General features: G+C 65.3%; 14 protein-coding genes and 1 tRNA gene. 6 read left to right on the forward strand and 9 right to left on the reverse strand.

Annotation, left to right across the window (positions count from 1 at the left end; genetic code table 11):
* Positions 1 to 8 precede the first annotated feature (8 nt).
* Both LX81_RS11240 and LX81_RS11245 read left to right on the forward strand, forming a co-directional pair.
* Positions 9 to 85: transfer RNA gene (locus LX81_RS11240), tRNA-Pro, on the forward strand.
* Positions 86 to 128: 43 nt separating this feature from the next.
* Positions 129 to 1,202: a 2'-deoxycytidine 5'-triphosphate deaminase gene (locus LX81_RS11245; RefSeq protein WP_272939479.1), complete on the forward strand. Its 1,074-nt coding sequence runs from the start codon at positions 129 to 131 to the stop codon at positions 1,200 to 1,202.
* A gap of 12 nt (positions 1,203 to 1,214) precedes the next feature.
* Here the strand turns inward: LX81_RS11245 and scpB are convergent, their stop codons facing one another.
* The 6 genes from scpB to LX81_RS11275 form a co-directional block, all read right to left on the reverse strand.
* The gene (gene scpB, locus LX81_RS11250) at positions 1,215 to 1,859 is read right to left on the reverse strand and encodes an SMC-Scp complex subunit ScpB (protein ID WP_111537417.1); all 645 of its coding nucleotides are present in this window, start codon (positions 1,857 to 1,859) and stop codon (positions 1,215 to 1,217) included.
* Positions 1,852 to 2,634, reverse strand: a complete 783-nt coding sequence (locus LX81_RS11255) for a segregation and condensation protein A (RefSeq protein ID WP_111537418.1) — start codon at positions 2,632 to 2,634, stop codon at positions 1,852 to 1,854. The genes scpB and LX81_RS11255 overlap by 8 nt, the downstream gene beginning before the upstream one ends.
* A complete protein-coding gene (locus LX81_RS11260) occupies positions 2,627 to 3,622 on the reverse strand; it encodes a glycoside hydrolase family 3 N-terminal domain-containing protein (protein WP_234822580.1) in 996 nt (331 codons plus the stop codon). Before LX81_RS11260 ends, LX81_RS11255 begins: the two co-directional genes overlap by 8 nt.
* On the reverse strand, positions 3,619 to 4,587 hold the full coding sequence (locus LX81_RS11265) for an SPOR domain-containing protein (RefSeq protein ID WP_111537420.1): 969 nt from the start codon (positions 4,585 to 4,587) through the stop codon (positions 3,619 to 3,621). Before LX81_RS11265 ends, LX81_RS11260 begins: the two co-directional genes overlap by 4 nt.
* Before the next feature lie 92 nt (positions 4,588 to 4,679).
* Positions 4,680 to 6,398 (reverse strand): arginine--tRNA ligase, encoded by a 1,719-nt coding sequence (gene argS / locus LX81_RS11270; RefSeq protein ID WP_111537421.1) that lies wholly within the window; start codon positions 6,396 to 6,398, stop codon positions 4,680 to 4,682.
* A 73-nt stretch (positions 6,399 to 6,471) separates the two neighbouring features.
* Positions 6,472 to 8,298 carry a cation:proton antiporter gene (locus LX81_RS11275; RefSeq protein WP_111537422.1) on the reverse strand — a complete coding sequence of 609 codons (1,827 nt, stop codon included), beginning with the start codon at positions 8,296 to 8,298 and terminating at the stop codon, positions 6,472 to 6,474.
* Between the two features lie 130 nt (positions 8,299 to 8,428).
* On the opposite strand from LX81_RS11275, the gene LX81_RS11280 reads away from it, so the two are divergent.
* Positions 8,429 to 9,985: an alpha-amylase family glycosyl hydrolase gene (locus LX81_RS11280; RefSeq protein WP_111537423.1), complete on the forward strand. Its 1,557-nt coding sequence runs from the start codon at positions 8,429 to 8,431 to the stop codon at positions 9,983 to 9,985.
* 7 nt (positions 9,986 to 9,992) lie between these two features.
* Here LX81_RS11280 and LX81_RS11285 read toward each other — a convergent pair whose 3' ends face one another.
* Complete coding sequence (locus tag LX81_RS11285; protein WP_111537424.1) at positions 9,993 to 11,153, reverse strand: deoxyguanosinetriphosphate triphosphohydrolase; 1,161 nt, start codon at positions 11,151 to 11,153, stop codon at positions 9,993 to 9,995.
* A gap of 74 nt (positions 11,154 to 11,227) precedes the next feature.
* Between LX81_RS11285 and LX81_RS11290 the strand changes: the two genes are divergently transcribed.
* The 3 genes from LX81_RS11290 to LX81_RS11300 all read left to right on the forward strand — a co-directional run bounded on the left by LX81_RS11290 (position 11,228) and on the right by LX81_RS11300 (position 13,360).
* Positions 11,228 to 11,551, forward strand: coding sequence for a HesB/IscA family protein (locus tag LX81_RS11290; RefSeq protein ID WP_111537425.1), 324 nt, complete (start codon positions 11,228 to 11,230; stop codon positions 11,549 to 11,551).
* Between the two features lie 161 nt (positions 11,552 to 11,712).
* A complete protein-coding gene (gene xth / locus LX81_RS11295) occupies positions 11,713 to 12,492 on the forward strand; it encodes an exodeoxyribonuclease III (protein ID WP_111537426.1) in 780 nt (259 codons plus the stop codon).
* 109 nt (positions 12,493 to 12,601) lie between these two features.
* Complete coding sequence (locus tag LX81_RS11300; protein WP_111537427.1) at positions 12,602 to 13,360, forward strand: DUF8692 domain-containing protein; 759 nt, start codon at positions 12,602 to 12,604, stop codon at positions 13,358 to 13,360.
* A gap of 24 nt (positions 13,361 to 13,384) precedes the next feature.
* Here LX81_RS11300 and uvrA read toward each other — a convergent pair whose 3' ends face one another.
* A complete protein-coding gene (uvrA, locus tag LX81_RS11305; protein ID WP_111537428.1) occupies positions 13,385 to 16,243 on the reverse strand; it encodes an excinuclease ABC subunit UvrA in 2,859 nt (952 codons plus the stop codon).
* A gap of 72 nt (positions 16,244 to 16,315) precedes the next feature.
* The gene (gene opgC, locus LX81_RS11310; RefSeq protein WP_170133922.1) at positions 16,316 to 17,548 is read right to left on the reverse strand and encodes an OpgC domain-containing protein; all 1,233 of its coding nucleotides are present in this window, start codon (positions 17,546 to 17,548) and stop codon (positions 16,316 to 16,318) included.
* Positions 17,549 to 17,555: the final 7 nt, after the last annotated feature.

Consider the following 17,555-nt stretch of genomic DNA (forward strand, 5'->3'; position numbering starts at 1 on the left):
CTCGAAGTCGGGCTATGGCGCAGCCTGGTAGCGCGTCCGTCTGGGGGACGGAAGGTCGCAGGTTCGAACCCTGCTAGCCCGACCATTTCATTCCGCTACCTATCGGGGCAGATCGCCCATCCGTCCCGGTGAGCCCGGGCATCCTTCCGATGCAGGCGCTCCGCGGCCTCGTCGCGGAAGGCGTGATACACGCCGTACCGGAGATCGCACGAGATCAGGTTCAGCCCGCGTCGATCGACCTGCGGCTCGGGACGCGGGCCTTCCGCATCCGTGCTTCCTTCCTGCCGGGAGAGACGCATCGGGTCGCGGAACGGCTCGACGAATTTGCGATGCACGAGATCGACCTGCGGCCGGGAGCGGTGCTCGAGAAAGGGTGCGTGTACCTCGTCCCGCTCATGGAATCGCTTCGGCTTCCAACCGGGATCCGTGCGGTCGCCAATGCCAAGAGCTCGACCGGGCGGCTCGACCTGCTGACGCGGGTGATCACCGATGGAGGAACCGAGTTCGACCGGGTTTCCGAAGGATATGACGGCCCACTTTACGCGGAGATTTGTCCGCGATCCTTCTCGGTTCTCGTGCGACCGGGCATGCGGCTTACGCAGATCCGCTTCCGCCGTGGCCAGGCGAGGCTCGACGATGCGGCGCTGTCGCGCCTGCACGACAGCGAAGGGCTCGTCGACGGTCCCGCGGTGATCGGCGACGGCCTCGGCTTCTCCGTCGATCTCATGCCCGAGAGCGGCGATCTCGTGGGCTACCGCGCCAAGCCACATACCGGCATCGTCGATCTCGACCTGATCGGGCATTACCCGATCGCGGATTTCTGGGAAGACGTGCGCGCGCGGGCTGGCCGGATCATCCTCGATCCGGGTGCCTTCTACATCCTCGTCAGCCGGGAAGCGGTGACGATCCCGCCCGCCTACGCCGCGGAGATGGCGCCCTATCTCGCCATGGTGGGTGAGTTCCGGGTCCATTACGCGGGGTTCTTCGATCCCGGGTTTGGCCATGACACGGCCGGCGGACGGGGCGCGCGCGGCGTGCTCGAGGTTCGCTGCCACGAGGCCCCCTTCGCGCTCGAGCACGGACAGATCGTGGGCCGCCTTGTCTACGAGCGGATGGCGGAACTACCCGAACGCCTCTACGGTCAGGAGATCGCCTCGAACTACCAGGGACAGGGGCTGAAGCTCTCGAAGCACTTCCGCTGAAAGCGTGCCGGATCACCCGGCGTCGTCATTCCCTTCCGCATCGAACATATCGACCTGGGTATCCGTCTCTGTCGCCCCGTCCGACGGCTCCGGCAAGGTGCTCTCGAGCAGGCCCGCCTCGCGCAGATCCTTCAATCCCGGCAGATCACGGGCGGTCTCGAGCCCGAAATGGTCGAGAAACGCCTCCGTCACCATGAAGGTCACGGGACGTCCGGGCGTCTCGCGTCGGCGGCCGAAACGGATCCATTCGAGTTCGAGAAGCTGGTCGAGCGTGCCGCGGCTCACGCTCACACCCCTGATCTCCTCGATCTCCGCGCGCGTGGCGGGCTGGTGGTAGGCGATGATCGCCAGCGTCTCGATCGCCGCGCGTCCGAGTTTCCGGCTCTCGGCGATCTCGCGCCGCATGAGAAAGGCGAGGTCGGGTGCGGTCCGCATCGCCCAGGCCTCGCCAACCTTCACTAGCCGCACGCCGCGCCCCTCGTAGCGGCGGCGCAGGAGGGCAAGCGCCGTCGCCGCGTCACAGCCATGCGGCATGCGCGCGTTCATGTCCGCCACGCTGATGGGCTCCGCGGTCGCGAATAGGATCGCCTCGACCATCCGCTCCTGGGCATCGAGAGGGGGCGGATCGAAGAGCGGGCGGCTCGCATCGTCACTCATCGCGGCGTGCGCGGATCTCGATCGGCGAGAAGAGCGCCCCCTGACGAATGTCGATCCGCCCCTCCTTGACGAGTTCGAGAGAGGCCGCGAAATGGCTCGCCATCGCCGAGCGGCGTCTCTCCGCATCCTCGCTCCAGCCGTCCGGCATGTAGCCCGCGAGATCCGTCCAGTCGCCGGAATAGCCGATGAGCCCCCGCATTCTGTCGAGCGCCTCCTCCATGCTCATCACCGCGTGGCGATCGAGGACGAAGGGCCGGAATTCGTCACGGGTCCGCACGCGCGCATAGGCCTGCATGAGGTCCACGAGGGTGGCCGTATAGCGGATCGAGCGGACCCGCTCCACGGTTTCGGGCAGGCCACGGGCGAAGATCTCGCGCCCCAGACGGTCGCGCGCCATCAGCTTTGCAGCGGCCTCGCGCATCGCCTCGAGCCGTTCGAGCTGGAAAGCGAGATGGGCCGCCATCTCTTCGCCGGATGGACCCTCCTCGTCCGGGTCAGGCGGCAGGAGCAGGCGGGACTTCAGGAAAGCGAGCCACGCGGCCATGACGAGATAATCGGCGGCAAGCTCGATCCTGAGGGTCCGCGCGCGTTCCACGAAGGCAAGATATTGGCGCGCGAGCGCGAGAACGGAAATCTGACGCAGATCGACCTTCTGCGTGCGGGACAGCATCAGGAGAAGGTCGAGCGGCCCCTCGAAACCGTCCACGTCGACGATCAGCGCCTCCGCCGCCACCCGTTCGGCAACGGCGTCCGCCTCCTCCTGCGGTTCAGGCATAGACGGGGCCGTCCATGAGCGCCGCGAGTTCCGCCTCGAGTGCGTCGAGATCGGCCGGCTCGGGCGGAGTGCGTTTGGAGAGAGCGGCCTCCGCACGACGCGTGGCCTCTGCCGTCATCGGCCCGGCCGCGGCGGCGCAGGCCTCTTTCTCCGACCTGTCCCCATGACCGGCAAGCGCGATGTCGCAACCCGCGCCGATCGCGGCCGCCGTGCGCTCCGCGAGGGTGCCGCCGAGCGCCTCCATCGACAGATCGTCGCTCATCAGAAGACCGTCGAAGCCAATCCTCTCCCGGATCAGCGTGATCAGCGCTGGATCCTGCGTGGCCGGATGTTTCCCGAACGCGCTGACCACAATATGCGCCGTCATTCCCATCGGCAGGTCTGCGAGGGCCCTGAAGGGGGCGAAATCCTCTTCCAGCGCCTCCGCCGGAGCGTCGATCACGGGCAGGTCGTAATGGCTGTCGGCCCGGCCCCGCCCGTGTCCGGGCATGTGCTTCATAACCGGCAGGATACCACCTGCGAGAAGGCCCTGCGCCGTCGCTCGCCCGAGGGCCGCCACGCGATCGGGATCGGTGCCGTAGCAACGGTTCCTCAGGAACGGATGGGTCTCTTCCCGCGCCACGTCCGCGGTCGGGATACAATTGACGTCGATCCCGACCTCATGAAGTTCGGCCGCGATGAGCCGTGCCCGGATCCATATCGCGCGTTCCGGATCGGAAGATTTCGCCACGTGATCGAGCGGCGGTTGCCATGCCCTCCAATGCGGCGCGGCAAGCCGTTGCACGCGCCCGCCCTCCTGATCGACGAGGATCGGTACGTCGCGGCCCAGGGCGTCGCGCAGGTCGCCCGTCAGGCGGCGTAAGCGGTCGGGCGTGGAGATGTTCCGCGCGAAGAGGATGATGCCGAAGGGATCGATCCCGGCGAGAAAGGCCGCCTCGTCGGGGGAGAGGTCGACCCCCTCGCACCCGAGGATCGCGGCCTGCGTCACCGAAATTCGACCGGGATGCATTCCGCGTTGCCGGCCGCGAGGGCGGAGCAGAAGCGCCGGGCCTCCGCGAGATCGGCAAATCCTTCCGCGCGCAGGCGATAGAAGGTCCGACCGCCGGTCGTGACTTCCTGCACGACACGACGCTTGCCGCCGAAATATTCGGCGAAGCTCTCGCCGATCCGGTTCCATTCCGCGCGTGCCATCCGCGCGTCGGGATAGGCGCCAAGCTGGGCAAGCCGCGTCCCGGGCGCGATCGAGGCAGCCGCGATCTCGGGCGCCTCGGACGGATCGACGCGGGGCTGAGCGATGGACGGTGACGGCACCGACGCCTGTTGGGAACCCGGGCGGGGCTCCGGGCGCGGCGAAATCGCACCGCCGAGGGAGGCGTTTGTGACGACGGCCTCCGGTTCAAACGCACCGGCGAGCGCTTCGGCCACGGCCATATCGGTCGGGGACGCGTCGCCGGGCGTATCGTCGATGATGATCCCGGATTCGGCGACAGTCTCGGCCTCCGGCAACGTCTCCGTTCGGTCAGTTGCAGAATCGGACAGAGCCGCGGTTTCCGCACGCGCAATCTCCGCGACAGCCTCGGCCTCGCGCGCCATCTCGGCACGCAGATCGGCTGCGGGGCGATCCTCGGAGGCGAGATCGACGGGCGGCGGCGCGAGCGTCACGGTATCCGCGGGACCGGTCGCCCCGCCTTCCGCCGCGATCTCGTTGACCGCAAGCCCCTGATGCGGCGTGTTCATTCCACCCGGCTCTTCGGGAGCGATGCGGAACGCGCCTTCCATCGCCTGGATGACCGGCACGCCCGTCACGTCGCGCACGAGCAAATTGTAGCCCCAGGTGCCGAGCCCCGCGATCAGCGCTACGGAAACGAGCGCCCCCGAGACATTCGCGAGTCTCTGAAATGCCAAGCCATGCCCGACCGGATAGCCGTTCAGTCCAATCTCGTGATGTGTCATGCCTGCCTCTTTGTGCGGAGGGCATCCTGTATCGCCCGCCACGTCACTGCCACTCGCCTCGTTCCAGGTACCGCCGCGTCGCCGTTTTAAGATCAGCGCATTTCTTCGGCAGGTACCACGCCTAAGATACCAAGCCCGGCGGAAATCACAATCGCAACAGCCATCGGCAGCGCAATTTTGCCCGCTGTCGCTTGCCGGTCACTGTCTTGCACGAAGCGCAGCGAAGGATCGTCGTTCCCGCGGTTCCAGAGGGCGTGGAACGCGCTCGCGAGATCGTAGAGGTAGAACGCGATCCGGTGCGGTTCGTGCCCGCGTGCCGCGATCTCCACCAGGCGTGGCCATTCGGCGAGCTTGCGAGCAACCTCGATCTCCGCGGGATCGGAGAGGATGGCCGGACCCGCCGCGATCCCCTCCGCCTCGGCCTTACGCAGGACGGAGCGGCAGCGGGCATGGGCGTACTGAACATAAAAGACAGGGTTGTCCTTTGACTGCTCGACCGCCTTGGCGAAATCGAAATCGAGCGGGGCGTCGTTCTTCCGCGTGAGCATCGTGAAGCGCGTGACGTCCGGGCCGACCTCGTCGACCACGTCGCGCAGCGTGACAAAGGTGCCGGCGCGCTTCGACATCTTGTAGGGCTCGCCGTTCTTGAAGAGCTTGACGAGCTGCACGAGCTTGATGTCGAGGGGCACCTGCCCGTCCGACAGCGCGCTCACCGCGGCCTTCATACGCTTGACGTAGCCGCCGTGATCGGCGCCGAAGACGTCTATGAGCGCGTCGTAGCCGCGGTCGATCTTGTCGTAGTGATAGGCGATGTCAGGGGCGAAATAAGTCCAGCCGCCGTCGGATTTCTTCACCGGGCGGTCCACGTCGTCACCATGCGCGGTGGAGCGGAAGAGCGTCTGCTCGCGCGCCTCCCAATCCTCCGGCAGCTTGCCCTTGGGCGGCTCGAGCGTGCCCTGGTAGATCAAGCCCTTGCCGTCGAGATCGTCGAGCGCGGCCTCGATCCGGCCGGTCCCGTAGAGCGACTTTTCCGAATAGAACCGGTCCATCCGTACGCCGAGCGCGAGGAGGTCCTCGCGGATCATCCGCATCATCTCCTCCGTCGCGAAGGAGCGGACCTCGTCGAGCCAGACCTGTTCGCCCGTATCCACGAAGGCGTCGCCGTGCAGGTCCTTGAGCCGCTCTCCGACCGCGATCAGATAATCGCCGGGATACGTCCCGTCGGGGAAGGCGACCTTCTGCCCGTGCGCCTCGAGATAGCGCAGGTACACCGAGCGGGCGAGCACGTCGACCTGCGCGCCGCCGTCGTTGATGTAATACTCGCGCGTCACGTCCCAGCCCGCATAGGCGAGAAGCGAGGCCAGGGCATCGCCGAACACCGCGCCCCGCGTATGGCCGACATGAAGCGGACCGGTCGGGTTGGCGGAGACGTATTCGACGTTGACCCGCCGCCCCTGCCCCATTCCGGAACGTCCGTAGTCGGGATCCGAAAGGATGGTGGCGATCGTTTCCTGCCAGACCGACGGGGCAAGGCGGAGGTTCAGGAAACCCGGTCCCGCCACATCCGCGGCGACGATGTCGTCCCGCGCGGCGAGGCGCCCGGCGAGCGCATCGGCGATGTCGCGCGGCTTCATCCCGGCGGGCTTGGCGAGGACCATCGCGGCGTTCGTCGCCATGTCGCCATGGGCGGGATCGCGCGGGGGCTCCACGGTCACCGCGTCCGTCGCCAGTCCACCGGGGAGGATACCGTCCGCGGACATCGCGTCGAGGCTCGCGATCACGTCGTCGCGCATCCTGGCAAAAAGGTTCATGATGGCCATCCAATCAGGGTCGCGGGCGTCATAACATGCCGCCCTGCCGCGTCAACGACGCGCGCCGCGGGTCTCAGGCGGCTTCCGACCGGTCCGCCTCGCCGGGCGGCAGCATGGAGAGCAGCTTGACGCCGGGCGCGGGGGTCACGTCATCGTCCTCGCTGATGAAGAAGATCTCGCCTTCGGTGTCGATCCAGGCGAGCAGCTTCGCCTCCGGGCGCTCCGCACGCCATTCCTCGATCCCGTACTCCTCGGACAGGCCGGTCAGGCGGAAGGTCCAGTCCTCCCACATCAGACGGTTGAGCTCGTTGTAGGTCGCCTCGTCCGCGAACTTCCTCCCGCCCAGCGTTGAGGGCAGCGCGTGGCGCGCATAGGCCGCCTTCTCGCGCGTGACCTGGTAAACGTTCTCGCGGCCGAAGCTCGGCCCCAGATCGGTGGCGACGAGCGTGTTGTAGGCGTCGTTGTCGGTCGCCGCGACCACGGTCTTGTAGCCCGCGAGCTCGATGCGCATCTCCGCCGCCTCGCTCAGGATGTCGCCGAAGAAGGTATCGATCCCCGCTTCCCGTGCCCGGCGCAGGTGGCCGCGGTTGGGATCGGTCACGAGCACGGGCACGTCCGCCTTCCGCAAGGCTTCCGCGAGGCCCGTGGTCCAGTAGGAGCCACCGACAAGGATCACGCCCGGCGTTTCCGACGCAGTGAGGCCCAGCAGCCGCGCCACGGGTTTGAGCGTGAAGCCGTGGACGACGACGGACGCCGCGACCAGGATGAAGGCCAGGGGACCGATGATGGCCCCGTCGTCGATCCCCAGGGAAACGAGCCGCTCCCCGAAAAGGCCCGCTACCGCCACGAGAACGACGCCCCGCGGCCCGGTCGTGGCGACGAGGATCTTCTCCTTCATCGGCAGCTTGGTGAAGGCGAGCGCGACGAAGACGGTGACCGGACGGGCAACTGAGAGAACGACGAGGACGAAGACCGCCGCGCGCCAGTCGAGCTGCGCGAGCGCGCCGAAATCGAGGCTCGCGGCGAGCAGGATGAAGACACCCGAGACAAGGAGGATCGTGGCGTGCTCCTTGAACCGGCGCAACTCCTCGTAGGAGGCGAGATTCGCGTTGGCGATGACGACCCCCATCAGGGTGACGGCAACGAGGCCGGATTCGTGCAAGACCGCGTTCGAAAGCGCAAAGACCGCGAGGAGAACCACGAAAAGGACCGGGACCTTCATGTATTCCGGCACCTTGGCGCGGCGGAAGGCCCAGCAGAGTCCGTAACCGGCAGCCGCGCCCACAGCGACGGAGAAGGCGATGCCGAAGGCGAGCGACCAGACGGCCTCCCCGACCCGCTCCGCCGTGCGCATCACGAGCACGACCTCGAAGGCCAGCACGGCCGCGATGGCGCCGACGGGGTCGTTGAGGATCGCCTCCCATTGGAGAAGCGCCGCGGGCCTGCGGCTTAGCCGGGCGGATCGCAGCAGCGGCGCGATGACCGTAGGGCCGGTCACGATCATGATCCCGCCGAACACCGCCGCCGATTCCCAGCTCGTCCCCGCGCCATAGCGCAGCGCCAGCGTGCTGAGCAGCCAGCCGAGCGGCGCGCCGATGAAGACCAGTCGCTTGACCCCCTCGGCCGCGTCGCGCAGCGTATGGAAATTGAGCGTCAGACCGCCCTCGAAGAGGATGATCGCGACCGCGATCGCGACGAGCGAGGAATAGAGCGGACCGATATCGCGCGCCGGATCGAAGACCCCCAGGACCGGGCCCGCGATCACGCCGGCGGCGAGCATCAGGACGATGGCCGGCATCCGGAGTGCCCAGGCCAGCCACTGGCTTCCCACCCCGAGCGCGCCCACGATCGCGATTGCCGCGACGGGAGAAAGCGCGCCTTCCACGGTTTCGACGGCCATCCGGTCTTCCTTCATTTTTGGCGCTGCAGCATCGCCAATCCACGTCAACGGCGCAAGCCTGCTATGCCTTGCAGCGTTCCCCGGCGTTCGCTAGCCCTCGACCGGTGGCTGCAAGGATGAGGCGAGCGCGATGGATGACAAGGGCTTCGTCTGGTGGAAGCGGGGGATCGTCTACCAGATCTATCCCAGATCGTTTCAGGACACGACCGGCAACGGCATCGGCGACCTGAACGGGATCCGCAAACGACTGGGCCATGTCGCCGATCTCGGGGTCGACGCGATCTGGATCTCGCCCATCTATCCGTCGCCGATGAAGGACGCGGGCTACGATATCAGCGATTACACGGGCATCGAACCGATCTTCGGAACGCTCGCTGATTTCGAGACGCTGGTTCAGGCGGTCCACGATCACGGGCTCAAGCTGCTTCTCGACTTCGTGCCCTCGCATTCGTCGGACCGGCATCCCTGGTTCCAGGCTGCGCGGTCTTCCCGCGACGATCCGAAGCGGGACTGGTACATCTGGCGCGACCCGCGCGCGGACGGCCGGCCGCCCAACAACTGGCTCAGCGAGTTCGGAGGTCCGGCCTGGACGCTCAACGAGGCGACGGGGCAGTATTACCTCCACATCTATGCGCGCGGGCAGCCGGCGCTGAACTGGCGCAATCCGGAGGTCCGGGCTGCGATGTACGATGCGATGCGCATCTGGTTCGAACGCGGCGTCGACGGGTTCCGCGTCGATGCGGCCGAACACCTGACGCCCGACGACCAGCTCCGCGACAATCCGCCTCGCAAGGACTGGAAGTTCGAGGACGGGCCGGCGCAGTCGCTTCATCGCACCTATTCGTCCCACCAACCCGAAGGTCTGAAGATCGTGCGGGAGATGCGCGCCGTGGCCGAGGAATACGGCGGCCGTCTCCTCATCGGGGAGGCTTACGGAGAGCTCGACGAGGTGATGATGTATTACGGCACGGCCCTCGACGGGTTTCAACTGCCGTTCAACTTCAAACTGATCGAGGCACCCTGGGATCCGAGCGCGATCGCCGATTACATCGACATCTACGAAGCGGCGCTACCGGAAGGGGCCTGGCCCAACTGGGTCCTCGGCAATCACGACCGCAACCGTATCGCCACCCGCGTCGGCGCGGCGCAGGCCCGCGTGGCCGCAATGCTCCTTCTCACGTTGCGCGGCACGCCCACGATCTTCCAGGGCGACGAGCTCGGCATGGTGAACGAGATGATACCCGAAGACATGCTCCAGGACCCCTGGGCAATCAACAATCCCGGAACCGGGCTCGGCCGCGATCCGGTCCGCGTGCCCATCCCCTGGGACGACGGTCCCGGGACGGGCTTCACCACCGGCACGCCCTGGCTTCCCCTGTCCTCCACGACGCCGGTGACCGTTCAGGCGAACGATCCGGGATCGATGCTGACGTTCCAGCGCGGGCTCATCGCGATGCGGCGTTCGGAGCCCGCCCTGACCATCGGCGGCTATACGCGGCTGCATGCGGATGCGGGCGTCCTCGCCTATGCCCGGCGCCACGGCGACCGAACGATCAACGTGGCACTCAATTTTACCGATCGACCGCAACCCCTGCCCTGCAACGGCACACCGCTCGTCTCGACGCATGGGGATTTCGCGGCCGATGGCGAATTGCGGCCCGACGAGGGGCTGATCCTCGGCGCCTGACGCGCACTTACCTCGGTACGAACGGCCCCGATCCGTGGCAAAGCCGTCCGTGCTCCTGCAGCGCGAAGCGATCGGTCATGCCGGCGATGTAGTCGGCGACGATCCGGGCAAGCGCGGTCTCGCCCTCGGCCTCCTCCACGTCCTTTCGCCATTGTTTCGGCAGCAGGTCGGTCCGCTCCATGAAGAGCGGGAAGAGGTCGTGGACGACCTCCGTCACCTCGCGCCGCATCGCGACCACGCCCGGTGCGCGGTACATCCGCTCGAACAGAAAGCGACGGATCACCTGCAGGTCGCGCCAGACCGGATCCGAAAACCGGATGATCCCCCGTCCCGCATGCCGTACCTCTTCCGACGAGATCGGATCGAGCGCCGCAAGCCGGATCCGCGCCTCCGCGATGACGTCCTCGACAAGCACGCCGAAGAAGCGGCGCAGCGCCTCGTGCCGACGGCGATAATAGTTCAAGTCGGGATAGATCCGATCCACCTCCGCGAAGCAACCGTCGAGGAGCGGCAGGTCCGCCAGCTCATCGGTGGAGAAGAGTTCGGCCCGCAGGCCGTCATGCAAATCGTGATGGTTGTAGGCCACGTCGTCGGCGAGCGCCGCGACCTGCGCCTCCGCGCTCGCGAAGGTGGAAAGCTCCAGATCGTGCCGGGCGTCGTACTCTGCGAGCGCATAGGGTACGGGCGCGTCTACGGGACCGTTATGCTTCGCGATCCCCTCGAGCGTTTCCCAAGTGAGATTGAGCCCGTCGAATTCCGCGTAATGCCGCTCGAGCGAGGTCACGATGCGGATCGCCTGCGCGTTGTGATCGAACCCACCATGCGGCGCCATCAGGGCCGAGAGCGCCTCCTCCCCGGTATGGCCGAAGGGTGGATGGCCCAGGTCATGGGCGAGCGCCACGGCCTCGGTCAGCTCCGAATTGAGGCCCAGGACGCCGGCGATCGTGCGCGCGACCTGCGCGACTTCGATCGAATGGGTGAGACGCGTGCGGAAGTAGTCGCCTTCGTGCTCGATGAAGACCTGCGTCTTGTGTTTCAGTCTCCGGAAAGCGGAGGCATGGATGATCCGGTCGCGATCGCGCTGGAAACACGAACGGAAGGTACTCTCTTCCTCGGGATAGAGGCGGCCGCGACTTTCCTCGGGCCGCGCCGCGAAACGCGCCTGCATGCTTCACCCACCTTGTTGATGCCAACACCCCTCCTTATATTCCGATCGCATCCGGGCCGCATGTGGAACACAAGATGAACCTGCCTCCGAAAGTCACCGATCGCGCCTTCGACCGCCTCGCGGAGATCGGGGCAGCTGCCGATGGCCAGGCCCTGCGCGTCGCCGTCGAGGGCGGCGGTTGCTCTGGCTTCCAGTACGAGATCAAGCTCGACGCTCCGGCGGAGGACGATCTCGTGCTCGAGAAGAACGGAGAGAAAGTGTTAGTCGATAGCGTGTCACTCCCGTTCCTCGCGGGCGCCGTGATCGATTTCAGCGAAGAACTGATCGGGGCGCGCTTCGTGATCGACAACCCGAACGCCACCTCCTCCTGCGGCTGCGGGACCTCTTTCTCGCTCTAGCCAGCCCTGCTTTATCCAAGTCGTTCGGACTTGCTGCGAGGACGGTATGACACCCTTTGCCAGCGTGAGATGAATGAAGGACCTGGCGGCGTACATATGGCTCCGCGATGCTTGTAAGCCCCCTGCACCTGCGACAGAAGGGCGGTTCGGAGGTGCGACGGATGAAGATCGCGACATTCAACATCAATGGGGTCAAGGCGCGCCTCGACACGCTGTGCGGCTGGCTGCGTGACGCCGCGCCCGACGTGGCGCTCCTGCAGGAGATAAAGTCGACGGACGAGACCTTCCCCAGGGAGCAGCTCGAGGATCTAGGCTACACCGTCGAGACCCATGGTCAGAAGGGGTTCAACGGGGTCGCGATCCTGTCGAAGCTTCCGCTCGAGGACGTGGTCAGGGGGCTTCCCGGCGACGAGGACGACGCGCAGGCGCGCTATATCGAGGCGACGGTGACGGGTACGCGCTCCGTACGCGTCTGCGGCATTTATCTGCCGAACGGCAATCCCGCGCCGGGGCCGAAATACGAGTACAAGCTTGCCTGGCTCGACCGGTTGGAGGTCAGAATGAGGGACGTGCTCCGGCTCGAGGAGCCGGCCGTCTTTTCGGGCGACTACAACGTAATACCGCAAGACGAAGACGCCGCTCGCCCAGAGGCATGGCGCGAAGACGCGCTTGCGTTGCCGCAAAGCCGTGCGGCCTTCCGAAGGCTCCTCGCGCTTGGGTTCACCGACGCCCTCCGGGCGGAAACGCAGAGGCCGGGCCTCTATACGTTCTGGGATTATCAGGCCGGCGCTTGGGATCGCGATCTCGGCATCCGGATCGATCACCACCTCCTCACCCCTCAGGCAGCCGACCTGGCGCGATCGGCATGGGTGGAGAAGGACATCCGCGGTCGGGAAAAGCCGTCCGACCATGTACCTGTCTGGATCGAACTCGACGTCTGAACGGCAGGCGACGACGTTTCGTCAGTCTATACATAGGGTTGACCGAGAACGCTCACATGTGAAATTAATGCAAACCTTTTATAACGATTGCCCGGAGCTTTGTTCGCTCATGACCAATACCGCCTTTTCCCCCGACCGTTCACCTTCGAAAGGATTCTCCGCCATCGCTTGGTATCGCAGCGCGCCGGTACATCTTCAGTTTGCCGGCGTCACTACCTGTCTGATCGCACTCGTGATGATTGCCTCGACCACGACGCTCGTAATCCATCGCGAGGTCGGTACGCATGCGACTGCGTTGCTGCACAAGGCATTCTGGGTCGATCAGGAAACGAACATCGCGACGCTCTTCGCTTTCAGCCTCCTTGCAATGGCAAGCCTACTGACCAGCGTCCTGGCATTCTTCAAGGTCATGACGGGTGAGCGGTGGCGTTTCTACTGGGTCGCACTTGGCGCAATTCTTCTCTTCATGGCCTATGACGAGGCTGCTCAGGTACATGAGAAGTTGGGGCCGCCGATTCGGCAACTCACCGGCGCGAGCGGAGCGCTCTATTTCGCCTGGGTCATCCCCGGCATGATCGGCGTACTCGGGATCGCGGGGATCTATTTGAGGATGGTGCTGTCGCTCCCCGCATATCAGCGAAACCTGATCTTGGTCTCCGGTGCTGTCTTCGTCTTCGGTGCCATCGGGATGGAGATGGTTGGCAGCTTTATTTTCGACGGGATCGGGCGCTACACCGTCGCCTACGCCATCGCCACGACGCTGGAAGAAACATTCGAGATGCTCGGCGTGATGATTTTCTGCACTGCGATCCTGAGCCTGATCGAAGCGACCCCGCTCGCCCAATCGTTCAGGCGGCGTCCCACCTGACCGGCCGTGAAAAGGTGCGGCGGATCATTCCGCCGCGACCTTGCGGGCATCCAGCATCGGCTTGAGATATCGACCGGTGTGGCTTTCGGCGACTTCGGCGACTGCCTCGGGTGAACCCGTCGCGACGACGCGGCCGCCGCCGTCGCCGCCTTCCGGCCCGATATCGATGAGCCAGTCGGCGGTCTTAATGACATCCAGGTTGTGTTCGATCACCACCACGGAATTGCCCTGTTCGACGAGCTCGTGCAGCACCTCAAGCAGCTTCCTGACATCCTCGAAGTGCAGCCCCGTCGTCGGTTCATCGAGGATGTAGAGCGTCCGGCCCGTGGAACGCTTCGCGAGTTCCTTAGACAGTTTCACGCGCTGCGCTTCCCCGCCCGAGAGCGTCGTCGCCTGCTGACCCACTCGGATATACCCCAGGCCCACGCGAACGAGCGCATCCATCTTCTCCCGTATCGACGGAACCGCCTTGAAGAAACCCTGCGCATCCTCGACCGTCATATCAAGAACTTCGGCGATGCTCTTGCCCTTAAACCGAATTTCCAAAGTTTCGCGGTTGTAGCGTGCCCCGCCGCAGGTCTCGCAGGTGACGTAGACGTCCGGCAGAAAGTGCATCTCGATCTTGATGACGCCATCGCCCTCGCAGGCCTCGCACCGGCCGCCCTTCACGTTGAAACTGAACCGTCCCGGCTTGTAGCCTCGCGCCTTCGCCTCCGGCAGCCCGGCGAACCAGTCGCGGATCGGTGTGAAGGCCCCGGTATAGGTCGCTGGGTTCGAGCGCGGCGTGCGTCCGATCGGACGCTGGTCGATGTCGATGACCTTATCGAGATGTTCGAGCCCCTTGATCGTTTCGCAAGGCGCGGGCGTCTGCCGCGCGCCGTTGAGCCGCATGGAGGCGGTCTTGAAGAGCGTCTCGATCGTGAGCGTCGACTTTCCTCCTCCGGAAACGCCTGTCACGCAGACGAACTTGCCCAACGGAAAATCGACGGTGAGCCCGTTGAGATTGTTGCCGGTGGCTTTTACCACGGTGATCTTCTTCTTGGTGCCCTTGCGCCGCGTCGCAGGCACTGCGATCTCCCGTCTCCCGGCGAGGTAATCGCCGGTCAGGCTCTGCGGCTGGTCCATGATCTCTTCGGGCGTTCCGTGTGCCACGACCGCGCCGCCATGGACGCCCGCGCCGGGGCCGAAATCGAAGACGTAATCGGCTTCCCGTATCGCCTCCTCATCGTGTTCCACCACGATCACGGTATTGCCCTGGTCGCGCAGGTTCTTCAGCGTCGTGAGGAGGCGGTCGTTATCGCGCTGATGCAGGCCGATGGACGGTTCGTCGAGCACGTAGAGCACGCCGGTCAGACCCGACCCGATTTGCGACGCGAGTCGGATCCGCTGGCTTTCGCCGCCCGAGAGCGTTCCGGCATTGCGGGATAGCGTAAGATATTCAAGGCCCACATTGTTGAGGAAGCCTAGGCGCTCCCGGATCTCCTTCAGGATCGCGCGGGCGATCTCGTTCTTCTGCCGGCTGAGCGATGCGGGCACGGTCTCGCACCAATCGGCGGCTTCGCGGATCGACATCTGCACTACCTGGCCGACGTGGAGGCCCGCGATCTTCACCGCTAGCGCTTCGGGGCGAAGGCGGTAGCCGTCGCAGGCGCCGCAGGGGCGGTTGTTCTGGTAGCGTTCGAATTCTTCGCGGATCCAGGCTGAATCCGTCTCCCGGTAACGCCGTTCCATGTTGGGGATTACCCCCTCGAAAGGACGCGAAACGTTGTAGACCCGCCCCCCCTCGTCGTAGCGGAAGGCGATCTCTTCCTTGCCCGATCCGTGAAGGAAGACCTGCTGCGCGGTCTCGGGAACATCCTTCCAGCGGGCGGAGGCCGGAAAGCCGTAATGCTTTGCGATCGCCTCGATCGTCTGGGTGAAATAGGGCGACTTGCCCTTCCGCCACGGCGCGAGCGCCCCGTCGCCGAGCTTCAGGTTCTGGTCCGGCACCACGAGACGTTCGTCGAAGAAGAGTTCCACACCCAGCCCGTCGCAGACCGGGCAGGCCCCAAAGGGCGCGTTGAACGAAAAGAGCCTCGGCTCGATCTCCGGAATGGTGAAGCCGGAAACGGGGCAGGCGAAATTCTCCGAGAACGTGATCCGCTCGGGCTCCCCCTCCTTCGGCGCCGTCTCGAGGATGGCGATCCCGTCGGCGAGGTCGAGCGCGGTGCGGAACGAGTCGGCGAGACGCGTCTCCACCCCTTCGCGCACGACGATCCGGTCAACCACCACGTCGATGTCGTGGCGGAACTTCTTGTCGAGCGTAGGCGGCTGGTCGAGTTCGTGGAACTGCCCGTCGACCTTCACCCGCTGGAATCCCTGCTTGCGAAGCTCCAGGAACTCCTTGCGGTACTCGCCCTTCCGGTCGCGAATGATGGGCGCGAGGAGATAGCCGCGCGTCCCCTCCTCCATCGCCATGACCCGGTCGACCATGTCCTGCACCTGCTGCGCCTCGATGGGCAGCCCGGTCGCGGGAGAATAAGGCGTGCCGACCCGGGCGAAGAGGAGGCGGAGATAGTCGTAGATCTCCGTCACGGTGCCGACCGTGGAGCGCGGGTTCTTCGAGGTGGTCTTCTGCTCGATGGAAATCGCAGGGGAAAGGCCCGAGATGTGATCCACGTCGGGCTTCTGCATCATGTCGAGGAACTGACGGGCATAGGCCGAGAGCGATTCCACATAGCGGCGCTGGCCCTCGGCATATATCGTATCGAAGGCGAGAGACGACTTTCCCGAACCCGAGAGGCCCGTAATCACGACCAACTGGTCGCGCGGAATGTCGACGTCTATGCCCTTGAGGTTATGCTCCCGCGCCCCGCGGATTTCGATGAACTTCTGTTCCGGCATGACCCCGCCTTCCGTCGATTCCGGGAAGGCTCTCGTATAGACGCCGGTGCGGGGAATGCCAAACGCGATCGCCTAGCGCTTGGTGGTGGTCGCAGCCTTGGCAGGAACGGTCCGCGACCCCGCCCGCGGCTCCTGCGACACCGCGCCGCGCGACTGCATCCGCGCATGTGCCCACGCCGCGAGCCAGAGCGACGCCGTCGCGGCGACGAGCACGAGGGAGCGGACAAATTCCGTCATGTCCGTATGCTCCACGAGGATCCCCATCGCGTAGAAGACGAGCAGGTGGAACGAGAAGACATGGAGTGAATGCTGTCCGAGAAACACCAGCGCAGGACGGGAGAAGAGCCAGCGGATCGCGCCGGAAAGCCCCCTGACCCAGGCGGCACGATCGGTCACGCCCGCGTTGAGAAGCCAGACAATAACGAAGGCATCGAGCGCGAAGGCCGCGACATAGATCGTCGAGAGCGTGGAGCGCTCGTTCAGATTCCGCACGAGGTCTCTGGTGAAGAAATCGGCGGGGAATACGCCGTTTCCGAGCGACAGCTTGTAGATCGCGAGCAGGATGATCCCGGTACCGGCGATAAGAAAGGCGAGGCGATAGCCGGGCGCGGACAGGACAGACAGGTCCAGCCGCCCCTGTGCCATCCGGAACCCGAAGAAGAGGCCGACGAAGAACAGGACCTGCCAGCCGAGAAGATTGAAGTAGATGCCGAAGGTGACGGGCACGCCGGCCACCCGCAGGCCGTTCTGCGCCAGGTTCATGAGAAATCCCGCGAGCGCCGTCTGCGCGGCGAGCCAGCAGACACCGACGAGTGCCCAGAAGGCGGGGTCCTTGCCCTCGTGAAGCCAGCGGAAGGCCAGCGGAACGAAGACCATGAACCCGATATACATGGGCAGGATGCCCATATGCATCGACGACGAGGTGAAGACGAGGCTGGTCATCGTGAAGACGATCGGCTCTCGCGCGTAGGGTGCAAGGACGTTCGGAACCGCCGCGCCGAGAAGCAGTGCGGAGGCAAGGAAGATGAAGATCAGCCCGGCATGATGGGAGTAGATCGTCCGGATCCGCGCCCAGATCGCACGCGTCGCGGTGGAGGGATCGTCCGACCTGAGGAACTTCTTGCCGTAGACGAGGCCCACGACCATCCCGGAGATGAAGACGAAGCCCTGCGCATCCTCGACCCAGCCCACGACATGGTGGTTGTAGCGGCCGATCGTCGTGCCGAGGATCCCGTTGAAATGGACGATCCCCATGAAGAGGAGGAAGAAGCCCCTAAAGCCGTCGATAATGTAAAGCCGCCCCATGGGCATC

It is taken from the genome of Palleronia aestuarii, from assembly GCF_003253995.1.
Taxonomy (GTDB): domain Bacteria; phylum Pseudomonadota; class Alphaproteobacteria; order Rhodobacterales; family Rhodobacteraceae; genus Palleronia; species Palleronia aestuarii.